At 39.4% G+C, this 15148-nt stretch carries 14 protein-coding genes; 11 read left to right on the top strand and 3 right to left on the bottom strand.

Annotated features, from left to right (window positions below; genetic code table 11):
- The first annotated feature begins 4 nt into the window (after nt 1-4).
- The 9 genes from C9J41_RS00195 to C9J41_RS00150 all read left to right on the top strand — a co-directional run bounded on the left by C9J41_RS00195 (nt 5) and on the right by C9J41_RS00150 (nt 11034).
- The gene (locus C9J41_RS00195) at nt 5-1114 is read left to right on the top strand and encodes an imelysin family protein (protein WP_107245416.1); all 1110 of its coding nucleotides are present in this window, start codon (nt 5-7) and stop codon (nt 1112-1114) included.
- Nucleotides 1095-2216, top strand: coding sequence for a DUF1513 domain-containing protein (locus tag C9J41_RS00190; RefSeq protein WP_199187000.1), 1122 nt, complete (start codon nt 1095-1097; stop codon nt 2214-2216). The genes C9J41_RS00195 and C9J41_RS00190 overlap by 20 nt, the downstream gene beginning before the upstream one ends.
- A 211-nt stretch (nt 2217-2427) precedes the next feature.
- Complete coding sequence (locus C9J41_RS00185; protein ID WP_107294077.1) at nt 2428-4167, top strand: murein L,D-transpeptidase; 1740 nt, start codon at nt 2428-2430, stop codon at nt 4165-4167.
- A 172-nt stretch (nt 4168-4339) separates the two neighbouring features.
- Entirely contained in the window at nt 4340-4888 is a 549-nt protein-coding gene (locus tag C9J41_RS00180; RefSeq protein WP_199188045.1) for a YcbK family protein, read from the top strand.
- An 86-nt stretch (nt 4889-4974) separates the two neighbouring features.
- Nucleotides 4975-5628 carry an MBL fold metallo-hydrolase gene (locus C9J41_RS00175; RefSeq protein ID WP_107205785.1) on the top strand — a complete coding sequence of 218 codons (654 nt, stop codon included), beginning with the start codon at nt 4975-4977 and terminating at the stop codon, nt 5626-5628.
- A 349-nt stretch (nt 5629-5977) separates the two neighbouring features.
- Nucleotides 5978-7372, top strand: a complete 1395-nt coding sequence (uhpT, locus tag C9J41_RS00165) for a hexose-6-phosphate:phosphate antiporter (RefSeq protein ID WP_107205787.1) — start codon at nt 5978-5980, stop codon at nt 7370-7372.
- A gap of 160 nt (nt 7373-7532) precedes the next feature.
- Nucleotides 7533-8141, top strand: coding sequence for a transcriptional regulator UhpA (gene uhpA / locus C9J41_RS00160; protein WP_107294176.1), 609 nt, complete (start codon nt 7533-7535; stop codon nt 8139-8141).
- Entirely contained in the window at nt 8141-9712 is a 1572-nt protein-coding gene (gene uhpB / locus C9J41_RS00155) for a signal transduction histidine-protein kinase/phosphatase UhpB (protein ID WP_107294076.1), read from the top strand. The genes uhpA and uhpB overlap by 1 nt, the downstream gene beginning before the upstream one ends.
- 29 nt (nt 9713-9741) lie before the next feature.
- Nucleotides 9742-11034 carry an MFS transporter gene (locus C9J41_RS00150; protein WP_107286988.1) on the top strand — a complete coding sequence of 431 codons (1293 nt, stop codon included), beginning with the start codon at nt 9742-9744 and terminating at the stop codon, nt 11032-11034.
- Here the strand turns inward: C9J41_RS00150 and C9J41_RS00145 are convergent.
- Nucleotides 11021-11692: a DUF2982 domain-containing protein gene (locus C9J41_RS00145; protein WP_107294075.1), complete on the bottom strand. Its 672-nt coding sequence runs from the start codon at nt 11690-11692 to the stop codon at nt 11021-11023. The genes C9J41_RS00150 and C9J41_RS00145 overlap by 14 nt on opposite strands.
- A gap of 296 nt (nt 11693-11988) precedes the next feature.
- Here C9J41_RS00145 and C9J41_RS00140 point away from each other — a divergent pair, with 296 nt between their 5' ends.
- The gene (locus C9J41_RS00140; protein WP_107205791.1) at nt 11989-12399 is read left to right on the top strand and encodes a MarR family transcriptional regulator; all 411 of its coding nucleotides are present in this window, start codon (nt 11989-11991) and stop codon (nt 12397-12399) included.
- Between the two features lie 275 nt (nt 12400-12674).
- A complete protein-coding gene (locus C9J41_RS00135; RefSeq protein WP_107205792.1) occupies nt 12675-12980 on the top strand; it encodes a hypothetical protein in 306 nt (101 codons plus the stop codon).
- 108 nt (nt 12981-13088) lie between these two features.
- Here the strand turns inward: C9J41_RS00135 and C9J41_RS00130 are convergent, their stop codons facing one another.
- Together C9J41_RS00130 and C9J41_RS00125 are read right to left on the bottom strand one after the other, a co-directional pair.
- On the bottom strand, nt 13089-14279 hold the full coding sequence (locus C9J41_RS00130) for an amino acid aminotransferase (protein ID WP_107205793.1): 1191 nt from the start codon (nt 14277-14279) through the stop codon (nt 13089-13091).
- Between the two features lie 106 nt (nt 14280-14385).
- Nucleotides 14386-15141 (bottom strand): enoyl-CoA hydratase-related protein, encoded by a 756-nt coding sequence (locus C9J41_RS00125; RefSeq protein ID WP_107205794.1) that lies wholly within the window; start codon nt 15139-15141, stop codon nt 14386-14388.
- Nucleotides 15142-15148 lie beyond the last annotated feature (7 nt).

The following is a 15148-nucleotide window of genomic DNA, read 5'->3' as shown; positions in this document are numbered from 1 at the left end:
TGTAATGAAGAAGTATGCAAGCCAATCTCAGATTATTCTTACCGTTTGTACAGTGGCGTTAAGTATTATGACCACAGGTTGTAGTGAAGATAGCACCGACGATAGTACTGACGTTTCACAATCAGAGCCCAAACCAACGCCACTGATTGAAAATGTAAAACCTACGGAGACGTTAGGTTTTAATCTTACGCCTGTTTATGAACTGTCATTGGATGCCGCAACAAAGTATCAGCAATCGACCCGTTTACTGCATGATAGCGTAAATCATATTTGTACTCAGTACAGTGATGCATCTGTAAAAGCGGCGCAAGAGGCATGGTTAACAACCATGCAAAACTGGATGGCATTACAAGGCCGAGAAAAAGGTAGTGAAGAAGCTTTAGCGTTAAGCTGGCAAGTGCAATTTTGGCCTGACAAAAAGAACACCACAGGTAGAAAGCTTAAACAGTTATTACAGTCAGAAAAAACATTTAGTAGCCAAGACATTGCTGATCAAAGTGTGGTTGTGCAAGGTTTAGGTGCTGCTGAGTGGTTTTTATTTCAAGAGCAAAAGCAGTTATCTCAGGCTAATTATTGTCAGTTAGCCGATGCAATAACAGGGCATATGGTACAAACCGCTTCAGCTTTAGTCTCAGAGTGGAAACATAACCCATGGCAAACATTACCACCGCCATTAGCCTTGGGTGAATATTTAGGCGCACTCAATAACCAGCTTGATTACACCCTTAAAAAACTGACGCGTCCAATGGGTAAACCGGGTAAGCCAAAACCCTATCAAGCGGAAGCGTGGCGTTCACAAACATCAATGGTGAGTTTAAAAGCGAGTGTTGAAGCATTACACCAGTTATATTTAGCCAATGGTAAAGGTCTACATGCTTTATTGATTAATGAAGGACATGAGATCACCGCAAATCGTATTAATCAGCGCTTTGAACTGTTGTTAGCCGATTGGCCTCAAGAAAAGAGCATGGGAGCATTACTCAAAACAAAAGCTGGATACCGTGAATTAATTAATGTGTTTAATGGGCTGGAATATATTCAGTTAGCGTTACACGATGATGTTGCGGCAGAGCTAGGTATTGTGATGGGGTTTAATGCAACCGATGGCGACTAATTTATCGAGGCGTAAATTATTACGTTATGCGCTTTCATCAGCTAGTGCTTTACCGTTTATGTCGTTAACAGGCTGTGATGCCAGCGCGAGACATGGTGTTTCAGTACAATCACACAGTCAGCCCAAACTGATTGGTTGTAGTCGAACCGCAGCAGGGAAATTTGCAGCTATTGTGGCTGATTTATCAGGAAATCCACTGCTGAAAATTATGCTACCTGCACGAGGTCATGGTATTGCGTTGCAACGTAATGGCTCATTAACCGCGGTGTTTTCTCGCCGTCCTGGGCAATATGTTCAAGTGTTTGATCATAAATCAGGTACAGAGTGGGGCTTACGAGCAGCAGATCCTAATCGTTACTTTTACGGCCACGGTGTTTTTTCTGATGATGGTCAGTATTTGTATACAACGGAAGGAGAATCCGCAACCAGTCGCGGTATTATTGGGGTCTATGAGGTTAGGCAAGGTTTACCTAAAGTGGCTGAGTTTAGCGATTTTGGTATTGGTCCTCATGAGGTGATTTGGGCTGATAATAATACCTTAGCGGTGGGGGTTGGAGGGGTGCATACCCAAGGAAGAACACCGTTAAACCTTGATTCAATGCAGCCTGCATTAGTGTATGTAGATAAGCGCCGAGGTGAGATTGTTGATCAAGCTGAACTTGCAGATAAGCGTCTTAGTATTCGCCACCTTAGCTTAATGGATAATGGCGGTATAGCTTGCGGTCAACAGTATCGTGGTGAGCCTGAACAGGCCGCACCGCTGGTGGCAACGCATCAACGGGGTCAGGCATTGCATTCTTTATTGGCGGAAGATGAACAATGGTTGAGGTTTAATCATTACATTGCCAGTATTGGTTCGATTGATGGCTATTTATTAGCAACCTCACCAAGAGGGAATTGTTACGGTATTTGGGATCAATCAACGCGAGAGTTAGTTGAGGTGAAGCCTTTGGTTGATGCTTCTGGCGTTGCAATGCTAGATAACCATTGGGTTGTTGGCTCAGGCGCAGGGAAAATACTCAGTATTGATACCCATTTTAAAAAGACGTCAAAACAAAGTGCGATTATGTGGGATAACCATTGGGCACTGTCTGCTGTCTAATCACGGTATTTTCTACGGTTTAATTATAAATGCTGTTTCTTCTTATTATTAAGAAACAGCATTGTTTTTTGCAATATGCAAACATTATTGCTATTAATTCCCCGTTTCCTTTCTATTCTTGTAGATATATTTAACTTTAACTAAATTGCGTCTACATTTAATTCTCTAAATACTATTATTAGTAATAGCGAAGTAGTGCTTGGGGACTTCTATGACTATTTGTAAGTATTGGTATTTCACCTCTGTATTATGCTTATTTTCTATTAATCTTGCAGCTTCATCTGATTTATCATCTCACTCTACAACAGAAAATAAAACGCTTGAAATAAAAGATAAGCAAATTATTACGTCTAAATTAATACATTCATCAGGTGAAGAAATATTTAGCAATAATCATACCGTTAGTCAGCAATATCAAATAGCGAAAGGCTGGGTAACAGATATTGCTAATAATGTACAAGGTATTCAGTATCTTGATAAATTGGCTGAGTTGTATTTTACGATTGGATATAGTCAAGTGTGGCAAGATCAAATTGCTATGGCTGAATTTGAAGATCAACTTTATTTATTGTCATTAACAAAAGTTTCTCCTGATTTAACCCGTCGTTATCATAATTTAAAACGTTATCGAAAGAGTGATGATTGGCGCTATTACGATGTGCTGGCAACTGATACATTATTTGCATATATGGGTTTTATTGAAGCGGTACAGAAAAAAGGAAACTTATGGTTATTTGGTGATATACCTCCCACAATACTGCCATTACCTTCTGATGGGTTTATAGACAAATTATTAACAAGCCATGAACAACAACGTTTACGTAACTTTATTGCTAGGTTAAAACCATTCGATAATGAATATACAGAGCTTGTTACTGCGTTAAATAAACTTAACGAGATAAAAGATACTCGATGGCCTGTCTTTTTATTTAAAGGCAATATTCACCCAGGACAGTATGTTAACAATATTGAGGGTGTTGTCACTGTGCTGGAAACATTAGGCGATATGACGGCATTAGAAGCGAAGAAAGTACGTACTCAAAAAAGAAAATATTTAACAGGCCCTGTTTTGCTCGCAGTAAAGCGTTTTCAACAGCGACACGGTTTAAAGAGTGATGGCGTAATAGGCGCCCACACCCAGCAATGGTTAGCATTAAATATCAAAGAGCGTATTCGGCTATTGGCACTAAATGCACAACGTATGCGATTATGGTCGGTCAAGCCAGACACTGGCATTGTGGTGAATATTCCCAGTTATCATATGGACTTATGGCTTGGCGGTGAAAGGGTACTGGGAAGTAAAGTCATTGTTGGACGCCCATCAAGACAAACGCCTATGATTGATTCTGATATTCAATCGGTTGTCTTTAATCCCTATTGGAATGTCCCACATTCTATTATGAAAAAAGATATTATGCCGAAGGTGAGAATAAATCGAAATTACTTGTCTAGCAATAATTATGAAGTGCTAAAAGGATGGGAGAATGCACAAAAAATAGCTATTAATTCAATTCCATATTATTTGTTATCACCGAATCGTTTTCCCTATCGTTTAAGACAAAAGCCAGGAAAGAAAAACGCATTAGGAGTATTTAAATTTAATTTCCCGAATAGCCAAGCTATTTATTTACATGATACCGCTTCGCGATTTTTATTTGAAAAGCATGACCGTGCATTAAGTTCTGGTTGTATTCGAGTTGAACAGGCAAAAAATTTAGCAAAGATACTATTAGAATATTCAGGAAGTAGTGAAGAACGTTTTAATCATTTATCTGAAAGTAAAAAAACGCGCACGATAGTGTTAGGTAATAGTAAAAATGTACCTGTAGATTTAATTTATCAGACTGCGTGGGTCGATGAGTTAGGCTTAGTGAATTATCGTAGTGACATATATCAGTATGACCGCGATCAAGGAAATAATAGTTCGTTAATTTCTGCTTACAATTACTGAACTAGATAACCCCATGAAAATAAATAGTAGTTCTTTCGCCATTAAAAATATGTGACATGGCTCTTTGACTACTTTATTAATGATGGATATCGTGCTGGAAAAAGCGGGTGGTATACGCCTTGCATTATTCCAATAAATAGCACGTTTTTTATCATGAGTTGGTATGTCAGAAATTAATATTAATCGCCGTAAATTCCTTGCTCTCGGCGGAGCGGTTGTCGGTTCTTGTTTATTACCTAATATAGCAATTGCCAGCCCATTTAAAGCTTCCGATCCTCGTGATCTATTGATTCGTAATCTTCATACAGGTGAAGAGTTAGAAACAAAGTATTTTAATGGAAAAACGTATGTCGGCTCTGCGGTAAGACAAATTGATCATCTGTGTCGTGATTTTAGGCAAAATGAAGTGGCTCGCATTGATCGTCGTTTATATGATGCAATCTCACAAATTCAGACATATTTAGGCCATGAAGGCTATGCTCAACTTATTTCGGGCTATCGTTCGCCAAAAACCAACAAAATGTTGGCAAAACGCAGCGGTGGCGTGGCGAAAAAGAGTTATCACATGAAGGCGCAAGCTATCGATTTTAATCTTGAAGGTGTTCCATTATCAAAAGTTCGCCAAGCGGCAATGGATCTGAAAATTGGTGGTGTGGGTTATTACCCTGGAAGCCAGTTTGTGCATATTGACACAGGTCCGGTACGTAACTGGCGCGGTTAATTAGATGCTATAAATCGTCGCTATATTTTTATAAATAATCGTGGCATTCTTTCGGCTTATGTTTATGGCTAGGATGTTAAGCGAGTATGAGTCTTAAGTATCAAATTGTTCCTGTTACACCGTTTCAGCAAAATTGCTCAATTATTTGGTGTGATGAAACAAACCAAGCGGCGATTGTTGATCCTGGTGGTGACATTGAACAATTAACCAAGGTGGTTGACGAACTAGGGTTAACGGTTACTCAACTTATTTTAACCCATGGTCACCTTGATCATGTTGGAGGTACAGCGCCTTTATCTCAGTCTTTAAATGTGCCGGTTATTGGCCCACATAAAGATGATGAGTTTTGGCTACAAGGCCTACCGCGTCAAAGTGAAATGTTTGGCTTTCCGATGACGGAAGCATTTGAGCCAACGCAATGGTTAAACGATGGTGATGAAATTCATGTCGGTAATCAAACTTTGCAAGTTCTCCATACCCCAGGACATACACCTGGACATGTGATTTTATTTAGCAATGACGCTAATGTTGCATTTGTTGGCGATGTGCTATTTAAAGGGGGAATTGGTCGAACTGATTTTCCTCGTGGTGATCATCCAACATTGATCAACGCGATTAAAACTAAGCTGTGGCCATTAGGTGATGATGTGACTTTTGTACCGGGTCATGGTCCATTATCGACATTTGGTCATGAGCGAGCAACAAACCCATTTGTTGCTGATGAAATGCCATTGTATTAATGCGATTTTCTATTCTATAAAGTGAGGCGCTAGCCTCACTTTCTTCTATTTGCTACATATCTTCAGTTTGCGCTCCGTCACATTTTTACGTCAATTTCACCTGAATTAGGAATTATTCCTAGTTATTTTAGGTCGCCTTCTCATGCCTCAACGGTTAGGCATCGATAAAATCCTCGGCAATGATCATCTATCCATTTTTATTGGTATATCCCAATTTAATCACACGTTTTTGAATGATGGTGATCCCTGCACTGTGAATGTTAATGGTAATAACAGTACTCCGATTGGGCGTATTGATCATAAAAACATCCATAGCATCGATTTTTCAGTGACTATCTGAGGATTTCACATGTTAAAACTGCTTACACAGGTAAGAAAACCAACGCTTGATTTACCTTTAGCTGTTCGTAAGAAAATGTGGCTTGCACCATTCTTGCGTTCATACCTTGTGGTGTTCGTTAGCTACATGGTGATGTATTTCATCCGTAAGAATTTCAATATTGCGCAAAACGACCTGATCTCTGATTACGGTATGAGTATGACGCAACTAGGTACCATTGGTCTTGGTTTCTCTATTACTTATGGCATCGGTAAAACAGCATTAAACTACTGGTGTGATGGTAAGAACTCGAAAAATATTTTGCCATTGGGCTTATTGTTGTCTGGTTTATGTATGCTGGGCTTTGGTTTAGTCATGGGGCCATCAATGGGCTCGTTTTACATGATGATTGGCCTGTATGCATTATCGGGTTTATTCCAAAGTGTGGGTGGCTCTAACTCGTACTCCACTATTTCAAAATGGACCAGTAAAAAGAACCGCGGTACGTTCCTTGGTATGTGGAATATTTCGCACAACATCGGTGGTGCGGGTGCCGCAGGTGTTGCACTATTTGGTGCAAACTACTTCTTTAATGGTAATGTTGCGGGTATGTTTATCGTGCCGTCAATTATTGCAATTGTTGTTGCGTTAATTGGTTTTAGCATGGGTAACGATAGCCCTGAATCTTATGGTTTAGGTACCGCTGAGGAGCTATTTGAAGAGCCAATTTCTGAAGAAGATAAAGCGGTTAACGAAAACCAGATGAGCAAGCTGGAAATCTTCAAAACCTATGTGTTGTACAACAAGGTTATTTGGCTACTATGTTTTGCTAATGTATTTCTTTACGTGGTACGTATTGGTATCGACCAGTGGTCAACGGTATACGGTTACGAAATACTTGGTTTTGATAAAGAAACGGCTATTTCTGGTTTCACCATGTTTGAAACGGGCGCATTGATCGGCACATGTTTATGGGGTTTCTTCTCTGACTTAATCAATGGTCGTCGTGGCTTAGTTGCGTGTATTGCGCTTATTGGCGTGATTGCAACATTAGGTTTCTACCAACATGCGGATACAATTTTTGCTTACAGAGCATCATTATTTGCACTTGGTTTCTTAGTCTTTGGTCCACAGCTTCTTATTGGTGTTGCGGCAGTTGGCTTTGTTCCTAAGCAAGGTATCGCGGTTGCCGATGGTATTAAAGGTACGTTTGCTTACCTAATCGGTGATAGCTTTGCGAAATTAGGTTTAGGTATGATCGCTGATGGTACGCCTATTTTCGGTCAAACAGGTTGGGCGGGTACATTCGTTGCGCTAGATACGGCTGCAGTCATTTGTTGTGTGATCATGGCAATTGTTGCTGTCCTTGAAGAGCGTAAGATTTACCGTGAAAAGAAAGAAAACCAGCAATTAGCAACTAACTAATTAGCAGCTAATGTTTTAGAAAAGCGCTTTGATCACCAAAGCGCTTTTTTGTATCCATGTATTTATGAATGCCAATAGGGAATAAATATCAAGTAAAGCACTTGCTCACAGTAATATGAAAGGGTAGTTTATGGCGTTTTTCTCTATAGGTATTCAGGTAATGATCAAAATTGCTTTGGTTGATGACCACGTTATTGTGCGTTCTGGCTTTGCTCAGCTATTAGCCTTAGAGCCTGATATGGAGGTTGTTGGACAGTTCAGCTCTGCTGCAGAAGCGCGATTAGGTTTACCTGGTTCAGATGCTACGGTATGTATTTTAGATATTTCTATGCCTAACGAAAGTGGTTTAACGTTACTTGAAGATCTTCCATCAGGTATTGCCAGTATTATGCTGAGTGTTCATGACTCTGCAACGGTAGTAGAAAAAGCATTAAGTTTCGGCGCTAAAGGTTTTTTAAGTAAACGTTGTAGCCCTGATGAATTAGTTCAAGCAGTGAGAACAGCAGCGCAAGGCGGTTGTTATTTAACTCCTGATATCGCGATTAATTTAGTCTCACCTAATTGTAATAAACAAGCATTAGGAACATTGACGAAACGTGAGCATCAAATTAGTGAATTACTCGCAACAGGGCTTGATGTTAAAGCCGTCGCGGTAAAATTGGGTTTAAGCCATAAAACGGTACATGTTCACCGTGCTAATGCGATGGATAAATTGGACGTAAAAAATAACGTTGAGCTTGCTAAGTTCTTTAGCGGGGATGTTATCTAGTGCGTAGCTTTAGCCTAACATCACTTTGTGTTTGGTTATTTGTTTGCTGTAGTTGGTTCTGCTTATGGGGTATTTCATATTACTTCATTATGGATCCTATTCTCGCAACGGTGTTTTTTCCTTTTGCACTTAGGCTTGGTTTAACTCTTCATAGCTCTAAAAAGTATTGGCTTGCTATCTATAGTGCAGAATGGATCGGATTACTATTACTGGCATTATCTTTGCCGCAATATAGTTGGCTGGCTTTATTTATTGCCAGTATGTTATCGATACCTGTCACCTTACTTGCGCGGCGTTACTATAAAGGTGTGCAGTGGCGGTTACTTACTGTTATGGCTATAGCGATAACAACATTAGCACTGATCAATATGCTGGTATTGAATGGGGTGCACTTGTTTGACCTTTTCAATACTCGCCGACTCGGTTTTATTTTCCTTATTAGTATGACGAGCGGCTTAATGTTGGTACCGAGCTGTTATTTGATTTGGAATTATTTGTTTCAAAAGGAGTGGATACCATTAACAGTCGATGTGGTTTCTCGTCCGGTTGAATTTCGTAGCCAGCATCTGTTCTTTTTCTGCCTATTATTCATTGCCAACATCTTATTGCAGGTGCATTTACCTGAGCAATTGAGTTTGTTTGCGCCATTTTGTTTGGCAATTCCGATTATAGTATTAGCGTTTCGTTATGGTTGGGAAGGGGCATTACTGGGCACCTTACTTAACAGTATTGCTTTAATTGCTGTTCGTAGTGAAGTGAGTTCAATTGAAACCGTTGATTTGTTGCTGTCGTTATCAGCACAAAGTATTACGGGGATTTTGTTGGGGATTGGGATCCAACATCAGCGTGATTTAAATAAAAAACTGTCGAAACAATTAAAACGCAATTATTCCTTATCACGTCAGTTGGTTACGGCAGAAGAGTCTGTAAGACAAAATATCGCGCGAGAATTACATGACGAAATTGGACAAAATATTACCGCAATACGCACTCAAGCCAGTATTTTAAAACGTGTCGAAACATCACAGGCTGGCGAATCTTGTGCCTCTTCGATAGAGCAATTATCGCTAAATATTTATGACACAACAAAAGGCTTATTGTCGCAATTACGGCCAAAGACACTGGATGATTTAGGCTTAAAAGCAGCGATCGAACAAGTGATCAGAGATTTAAACTTTGAAGCACAAGATATTGATGTCGCAATGTCTTATCCGAAAGGTATTGATGATGTGATGTCAGATATGCTGCAAATCACGCTGTTTCGTGTCGCACAGGAAGCGCTAAATAACATCGCAAAATACGCAAAGGCAACGGAAGTGCTGATCACACTGTCGGTTGATGACAATATCACAATGGAAATAGAAGATAACGGCGTGGGTTTTAAAACCAGTGATACATTGAAAGGCTTTGGTTTACGTGGGATGAAAGAGCGTATCGAAGCGTTAGGTGGTCAGTGTGTTATTACCAGCCATACTCAGCCTAAAGCTGAATTACAGATTTACTATGACCATCCGCCTTTAGTTGGGACTAACATTCGTGTTGTACTGCCACAACTTAGCTCTCTCTCATAGGTTTAGAACCTTTAGACGATAATAGAATTATGAATATAGACGCGACTCAAGACACGGCTCAACGTTATCGTTATTGGCGTATTCACATTATGGTGAGTATGTATATTGGTTATGCTGCCTTTTATTTAACCCGTAAAAACTTCAGTTATGCCATGCCTGCAATTATTACTGATTTGGGGTGGGATAAAGCCGACATTGGCCTAATGGGCACATTATTTTATCTGACTTACGGCTGCTCGAAATTCATCTCTGGGATTGTTAGTGATCGTTCTAATCCTCGTTACTTTATGGGTATTGGGCTGATTGCGACCGGTGTAATTAATATTCTATTTGGCTTATCTAGTTCGATTGTCGCGCTCAGCATATTATGGATATTAAATGCATGGTTTCAGGGCTGGGGATGGCCTGCCTGTTCCAAGTTATTAACAACGTGGTATTCACGCTCTGAGCGTGGCAGGTGGTGGTCTATCTGGAATACTGCACATAATATGGGGGGCGCAATGATCCCCATTATTGTTGGTTTCACTGTGCTCCATTTTGGCTGGCGTTACAGTTTCTATATTCCTGGCATCATTGCTGTGGTTATCGGTTTATTTCTTTGTTGGCGTTTACGCGATAAACCGACGTCAATGGGATTACCCAGTATTGGACACTGGCGCAAAGATCACTTAGAAATTGCCCATGAAAATACAGGCAAGGGCTTATCGCAAAAGCAGATCCTGTTTCGTTATGTACTCAATAATAAATATATTTGGCTATTAAGCCTTAGCTATATTCTGGTCTATATCGTTCGGACAGCGATTAACGACTGGGGTAATTTATACCTTACCGAACAATATGGTTATAGCTTGATCACGGCTAATAGCGCGTTGTCATTATTTGAAATTGGCGGTTTTTTAGGCTCGCTGGTGGCTGGGTGGGGATCGGATAAAATATTCTCAGGCAATCGCGGGCCGATGATCTTATTGTTTTCAATCGGTATCTTTTTGTCTGTCGCCGCGCTGTGGTTAATTCCAATCTCGAGCTTTGTTTTACAGGCGGTGTGTTTATTTACGATTGGCTTTTTTGTATTTGGCCCTCAAATGCTTATTGGGATGGCGGCGGCTGAGTGTTCACATAAAGACTCTGTCGGTGCTGCAACCGGATTTGTAGGGCTATTTGCCTATATGGGCGCAGCACTTGCGGGTTACCCATTAGCGATAATTATGCAGCATTACCATTGGATGGGATTCTTTGTCGTTATTTCTGTAGCGGCTGCTGCGATAGGGTTATTGTTATTACCATTTTTAAGAGCGCAACATGGCGACGCTATTGGCGTATAGCGGCCGCTTTATAACGCCTTAATAGGCCAATAAAATCATTAATTGGCCTATCTAATGTGTCTTCAGAGATGAAGAAATCAAAGCCTAAGAACTCACGATTATATTTCATACGGTGTGCTAGCATCGCTCTTAAGCCTTTAAAGACATGACCATTTGGCGTTTGGTAAGGTTCATCATCAAATAACACATCTTCTATTGTGTTATTCGCAACGTCACTATTTTTAATCGCCATAACTAATAAAATACGCTGCTCAATAATAATGCGTGCGGCCAATCGAGGACTGATGCTGTTAATAAAATCATCATAATCGTTGAGTTTAATACCGATCCAAGGAACAGGCTGTTGCCAGCCTTGGTGGTTTATTTCAGCTTTACCTAATTGAGATATATTATTCCAAGTGGTTGACCAACCACCGTAACGACTATGATATTGGCAATGCATGAATGTAAGTGTGAACAGATATTTTGAGTCACAGATGTAACGAATAACGATAACGGCACTAACCCCAATAATAATAGTGGTAAAAAAGGTTGTTTGCAGTGTCATATTAGGAATAAAAAAGGTAAGGCAGCTAGCACTAATCGACGCTGTAAAACAAAAAACAAACAGCATTACATTAGGGGTAATAGGGGCTGACTTTACATGATAGGTTTCCATTGTTTTACTCCAAATCAAATCATCAATTTATCTTACGTTATGGAAATGCGTAGCGATCGTTTTGATTACTCAAAATATTGCACATCAACGGCATGTTCATGATAGATGCCTACATGTTTTGTACTTATTAAGTATATATGAAGAATATAGAAGGAATTTTTTGCTTAAAATCATATTTATCGGTTGATATGTCGTCGTTTGCTGGCATTTCTCTGACATACTTGATATAAAACGCGCTTACTTTTTCCCGCTGGCATAGTGGTGACTGAAAGTAGTGCAACGGAGTAGGAAATTTAATGAGAATCTCTCACAAACGTAAAGTACAGCTAAAACTTCAAAAACAGACGCCTGTTTTTGCTGAATTAGCGACCAAAGCAGCGCCTAAAAAAGCAGCTAAACAAGCACCAAGTGTTGAAACAGTGAAAGCTGCACCAGCGGCAAAAGCTGTAGAAGCAAAAAAAGAAGTTAAACCGACACCTGCTAAAGCAACAACGGCAGTATCATTAACTCCTAAGCAGCAACAAGTGTTAGATATTGTTGTGAAAAATGCTGAAGGTTTAAACCCTAAAGGCATTGGCTTAGAAGCTGGCCAGGAAGATGCGAAAGCGGCTTCTTGGGCTACAGGTGCGTTAAAAAAATTGACCGAAGAAGGGTTAGTTGAGCGCATCCAATTGGCTGGCAACAAAGTTTTATACAAAGCACTTTAATCAGCCAATCCCGCTTCTTTTTAAGAAGCGGGGGTTTTTATTCTTATTTATATCCCTTCTAAAATATTTTCTTCTGCTAATATTAACTTCTACTTTATTATTTATGCATCGTTCCGATTATTTATAATAATAATTATTTTAATGCTATAAATATAATAATGAATTAATATCCATAATTTATTAGATTACGTTTAATATTTATTAGCTTACGTTTTATATAGCGTTTATTTGGATGTTAATTTCAAGGAGCTCGAAGCATTTGGAGTTAATGATCTATGACAATGATAAGTGCGAGAGAATTTTCAGATTGGTTGATTGATCGTTTTGCTGAAGATAATCAAGGCGTTTCTTTAACGCGGGAAGATATAAATATATTAACGGGTAGACAAAGTTTCTCGTTAGGGTTTGTTCATGATATTCACTATGAAGTGATGCGCCATAATATGGCTTTTGTAACTGATACTACACGTGAAATGTTCTATCTTGTTCCTATTGCAAAAAGGCCTTGGAAGGAACAACTAAATAGAAATTACGAGCGAGATTTATATTGTAATGTATTGCCATTAAATAAATCTGGCTAATTTTATGTTGTTTAAATTAGTCAAACTTGCATAAAAAAGACATATAGCTGTTACGGTAGGAAATAAAAAAGAGGACATAATGTCCTCTTTTATTGCTCATCTTTTATATTATAAGACGGCAGCAATACCTTTACATAAAGGCATCATATTATCTTTTGTCATACCCGCAACACTAATACGGCCTGAACCAACAATATAAATAGCAAAATCATTTTTAAGTTGTGTAACTTGGTCTTTTGATAAACCAGAGAACGAGAACATACCGTTTTGGCGTTCAATGAAGCTAAAGTCGTTAGTGACACCTAACTCTTTTAATGTTGCTACAAATAGCGTACGCATTTCTTGGATACGATCACGCATATCAGCAACTTCTTGTTCCCATTCTGCACGCAGCTCAGCGTTGTTTAGGATGGTTGTTACAATCGCAGCACCGTGAGCTGGTGGGTTAGAATAAATAACACGTGCGATAGATTTCACTTGGCTAAATGCTGTGGCTGCTTGCTCTGCAGTTTTACCAACAAGTGTAAATGCACCTACACGTTCATTGTATAAACCAAAGTTCTTAGAGAATGAACTTGCTACCAGTAATTCTGGCAGTTGATCTGCAAAGATGCGTAAACCTTGCGCATCCTCTTCTACACCGCGTGCAAAGCCTTGATAAGCAAAATCAAACATTGGTAGTAGTTTTTTCTCAATGCAGAGTTTTGCTAACACTTGCCATTGTTCTGTTGTTGGATCAATACCCGTTGGGTTATGGCAGCAACCATGCAGAAGAACAATATCGCCTTCGCTAGCCTGGCTTAAATCAGCAATAGCCGCGTCAAAGTCAATATCACTTGTTTCAGCGTTATAGTAAGAGTATTGCTGTGTTTCAAGACCAGCAGCGCCAAAGACACCATGGTGGTTAGCCCAAGTAGGATTACTGATCCATACTTTTACATCACCCAATTGACGCTTAATAAATTCAGCGGCAACACGTAATGCACCAGTACCACCAGGTGCTTGAGCGGTTTGTGCGCGTTTTTCAGTGATGATTGTTGCATCGTTACCAAAAAGTAGCTCTTGAACCGCTAGGCCGTATTCAGGCGTACCAGGAATGCTTAAATATGACTTTGTTGTTTCTTTTTCAAGTAAAATAGCTTCTGCTTTTTTTACTGTGGCAAGGACAGGCGTATTACCTGTTTCATCTTTATAAATACCAACGCCTAGATTAATTTTTGTTGCGCGTGTATCTGCTTTGAATTCTTCTGTTAAACCTAAAATTGGGTCAGCAGGAGCTGCTGTAATTTTCTCAAACATATTTGGTCATCCGTGGCGTTAATAAATGGTAATGTCTATTTATACCCTTTGTCATAGAACCTTTACAAGAAAATGCAACAAATTAGTCATAATTTTTATTCATGAATTAAGTCTGACTTTTTTTTTCCTTAAATCGAGACAATGCACTGGTTGCTTCTGAGCGTTTAATCAGCTTAAAAATAAGGTCATTCTCTTTGTCAATACAATCAATTAGCTGTTGGCGTGAATGGTCAGATAGGAGTTTTTTAGTGTGCTGCAATGCTTCTTTAGGTAAAGCGATAAGTGCATTAGCACAGTGCACAGCGTGTTGTTCAGGTTGAATGGTTATTTGATTGATAAAACCAAGAGATAGCGCTTCTTCTACTGTCATTTCCTCGCCAAGCAGTAACATTGCTTTGGCTTTTCGTTCGCCGAGTAATTGCGGTAATAATAAGCTTGAACCAAATTCAGGGCATAATCCGAGCTTTACAAAGGGAAGAGTGAAGATTGTATTAGGAGTGGCAAAAATAAAGTCACAGTGTTGTAACAGTGTCATACCTATTCCAATAGCAGCACCAGAAACCGCAGCAATAATAGGCACAGGACAGTCAATCATAGCGAACATAAAGCGTTCAATAATCGCTCTATTTTTTTGTGTTTGAGTGCTATCTGCCTGTGCTAACTGAATAAAATCTTCAATATCATTACCACTGCAAAAAATATTAGCATTGCCTGTAATAATAACGACGGATATATCATCATTTTTTGCTCGTTCTAACTGTTGAGCAAGATCTTGATACATAGCAAGGCTAAGTGCATTTTTTGCGGAAGGGCGGTCAATAGAGAGCGTAAGAATATGATTTGATAAAGATGAAGTGATCATGTTGCCA

Source organism: Photobacterium sp. GB-50, from assembly GCF_003026755.1.
GTDB lineage: Bacteria > Pseudomonadota > Gammaproteobacteria > Enterobacterales > Vibrionaceae > Photobacterium.
Note: the sequence above shows the minus strand (reverse complement) of the source record. Positions and strands in the feature narration are given on the sequence as shown.

Bases quoted from the DNA above. Each gene is read 5' to 3' on its own strand.
- C9J41_RS00195 (WP_107245416.1), top strand. From the start codon at position 5: ATGAAGAAGTATGCAAGCCAATCTCAGATTATTCTTACCGTTTGTACA.
- C9J41_RS00190 (WP_199187000.1), top strand. From the start codon at position 1,095: ATGCAACCGATGGCGACTAATTTATCGAGGCGTAAATTATTACGTTAT.
- C9J41_RS00185 (WP_107294077.1), top strand. From the start codon at position 2,428: ATGACTATTTGTAAGTATTGGTATTTCACCTCTGTATTATGCTTATTT.
- C9J41_RS00175 (WP_107205785.1), top strand. From the start codon at position 4,975: ATGAGTCTTAAGTATCAAATTGTTCCTGTTACACCGTTTCAGCAAAAT.
- uhpT (WP_107205787.1), top strand. From the start codon at position 5,978: ATGTTAAAACTGCTTACACAGGTAAGAAAACCAACGCTTGATTTACCT.
- uhpA (WP_107294176.1), top strand. From the start codon at position 7,533: ATGATCAAAATTGCTTTGGTTGATGACCACGTTATTGTGCGTTCTGGC.
- C9J41_RS00150 (WP_107286988.1), top strand. From the start codon at position 9,742: ATGAATATAGACGCGACTCAAGACACGGCTCAACGTTATCGTTATTGG.
- C9J41_RS00145 (WP_107294075.1), bottom strand. From the start codon at position 11,692: ATGGAAACCTATCATGTAAAGTCAGCCCCTATTACCCCTAATGTAATG.
- C9J41_RS00140 (WP_107205791.1), top strand. From the start codon at position 11,989: ATGAGAATCTCTCACAAACGTAAAGTACAGCTAAAACTTCAAAAACAG.
- C9J41_RS00135 (WP_107205792.1), top strand. From the start codon at position 12,675: ATGACAATGATAAGTGCGAGAGAATTTTCAGATTGGTTGATTGATCGT.
- C9J41_RS00130 (WP_107205793.1), bottom strand. From the start codon at position 14,279: ATGTTTGAGAAAATTACAGCAGCTCCTGCTGACCCAATTTTAGGTTTA.
- C9J41_RS00125 (WP_107205794.1), bottom strand. From the start codon at position 15,141: ATGATCACTTCATCTTTATCAAATCATATTCTTACGCTCTCTATTGAC.